Origin of the sequence: Streptomyces sp. FH025, from assembly GCF_017427025.1 — a bacterium.
Classification (GTDB): Bacteria; Actinomycetota; Actinomycetes; order Streptomycetales; family Streptomycetaceae; genus Kitasatospora.
The window spans coordinates 1-2,250 of sequence record NZ_JAFLNG010000966.1; the positions used below are offsets into that span (position 1 = coordinate 1).

2 protein-coding genes are annotated in these 2,250 nt (G+C 72.9%); one reads left to right on the forward strand and one right to left on the reverse strand.

All coding sequences use genetic code 11. From position 1 onward, the window contains the following. A partial coding sequence (locus J0670_RS36215; RefSeq protein WP_374223239.1) for an MFS transporter occupies positions 1-419 on the forward strand: 419 nt, incomplete at its 5' end. A gap of 52 nt (positions 420-471) precedes the next feature. Here J0670_RS36215 and pgm read toward each other — a convergent pair. Further along, positions 472-2,112 (reverse strand): phosphoglucomutase (alpha-D-glucose-1,6-bisphosphate-dependent), encoded by a 1,641-nt coding sequence (gene pgm / locus J0670_RS36220; RefSeq protein WP_207816972.1) that lies wholly within the window; start codon positions 2,110-2,112, stop codon positions 472-474. Positions 2,113-2,250 lie beyond the last annotated feature (138 nt).

Consider the following 2,250-nt stretch of genomic DNA (forward strand, 5'->3'; position numbering starts at 1 on the left):
TCGGCGGGCGCCTCGTCGACCACGTCGGAGTCCGCCGCGTCCTGCTCACCGGCTCCGTCATCGCGGCCTGCGCCTTCACCGCGCTGCCCTGGCTCGGACGCACCATGCCCGGCTCCCTCGTCTACGCCACCGTCCTCCCCCTCGCCGGATGGGCCGTGTCCGTCGCGCTCCCCCACCGCCTGGCCACCATCGACCCGCCCAACGCGCCCCTGCTCATCTCGCTCAACAGCAGCGCCCTCTACCTCGGCACCGCGGCCGCCGGCCTCGCCGGATCCGCCGCCATCACGGTCCTGGGCACCCGCTGGTTCCCCCTCGCCGCCGCCGCGCTCGCGCTCGCCGCCTGTGCCACCGCCGCCGTCACCACCCGCGATCACCGGGTGGCGGCACCCGCCCCGACGGCCGAACCCGCCCGCACCTGACGAACACGCGCGCCCCGTGCCGCCGCCTCGGCGGCGGCACGGGGCGCCGGGGTCAGACGCCGAGGACCTCGCCGACCAGTGCGCGGGCCTCCTCCTGCACCCGCGCCAGGTGGTCGGCGCCCAGGAACGACTCGGCGTAGATCTTGTACACGTCCTCCGTCCCGGAAGGACGAGCCGCGAACCACGCGTTGTCGGTGCACACCTTCAGCCCGCCGATCGCGGCCCCGTTGCCCGGCGCCTTGGCGAGCACCGCGGTGATCTCCTCCCCCGCCAGCTCCCGCGCGTCCACCCGCTCCGGGGCCAGACGCGCCAGACGGGCCTTCTGCTCACGGTCCGCCGGAGCGTCCACCCGCGCGTAGACCGGATCGCCGTGACGCTCCGTCAACCCCCGGTAGTACGCGCTCGGCGTGGCACCGGTGACCGCCGTGATCTCGCTCGCCAGCAGGGCCAGCAGGATGCCGTCCTTGTCGGTGCTCCACACCCCGCCGTCACGGCGCAGGAACGACGCCCCCGCGCTCTCCTCGCCACCGAAGGCGATCGACCCCTCCAGCAGGCCGTCGACGAACCACTTGAAGCCCACCGGCACCTCGATCAGTGCCCGGCCCAGGTCCGCCGCGACCCGGTCCAGCATCGAGGAGGACACCAGCGTCTTGCCGACCGCCGCGTCACCGGGCCAGTCACTCCGGTGACGGTAGAGGTAGTCGACGGCCACCGCCAGGTAGTGGTTGGGGTTCATCAGGCCCCCGTCAGGGGTGACGATGCCGTGCCGGTCCGCATCCGCGTCATTGCCCGTCGCGATCGCGTACTCGTCCTTGCGCCCGATCAGGGACGCCATCGCCGCCGGCGACGAACAGTCCATCCGGATCCGCCCGTCCCAGTCCAGCGTCATGAACCGCCACGTCGGATCGATCAGCGGATTGACCACCGTCAGATCCAGCCAGTGCGTCTCCGCGATCCGCCCCCAGTACGCCACCGACGCCCCGCCGAGCGGATCCGCGCCGATCCGCAGCCCCGACTCCCGCACCGCGTCCAGGTCCACCACCGACGGAAGATCCTCGACGTAGGCCGTCAGGAAGTCGTGACGCCCCGTCGTCGCCGCCGCCAGAGCCCGCGCGTACGGCACCTTCCGCACCCCGCGCAGGCCCTCGCGGATCAACTCGTTCGCCCGGTCCTGGATCCACCCCGTCGCCGCCGACCCGGCCGGCCCCCCACTGGGCGGGTTGTACTTGAAACCCCCGTCACGCGGCGGATTGTGCGAGGGCGTCACCACGATCCCGTCCGCCAACGCCCGCGGACTGCGCCGGTTGTGCGCCAGGATCGCGTGCGACACCGCCGGAGTCGGCGTGTAGCCGTCGTCCGCGTCGATCAGCACCTGCACCCCGTTCGCGGCCAGCACCTCCAGCGCCGTCGCCTTCGCCGGCTCCGACAGCGCGTGGGTGTCCGCGCCCAGGAACAACGGGCCCCCCACGCCCTGCCCCGCCCGGTACTCGCACACCGCCTGCGTCACCGCCGCGATGTGGTCCTCGTTGAACGACCCGTCCAACGACGAACCCCGGTGCCCCGACGTCCCGAACGCCACCCGCTGGGACACCTCCTGCGGATCCGGGCGCAACGCGTAGTACGCCGTCACCAACCGCGCCACATCCACCAGATCACCCGGCTGCGCCGGCAACCCGGCCCGAACATCCACCATCCGTCCACTCCCGCCGAAAGAACCACGACCAGCTCCCCGCAGCCACCGATCGTAGCCAGAACCCCACCGCACCCCGAACCCCACAAACCCACGCCAAAGCCGCCCCACCGGGGAAGCGCCGGGATGACGGGAGCCACC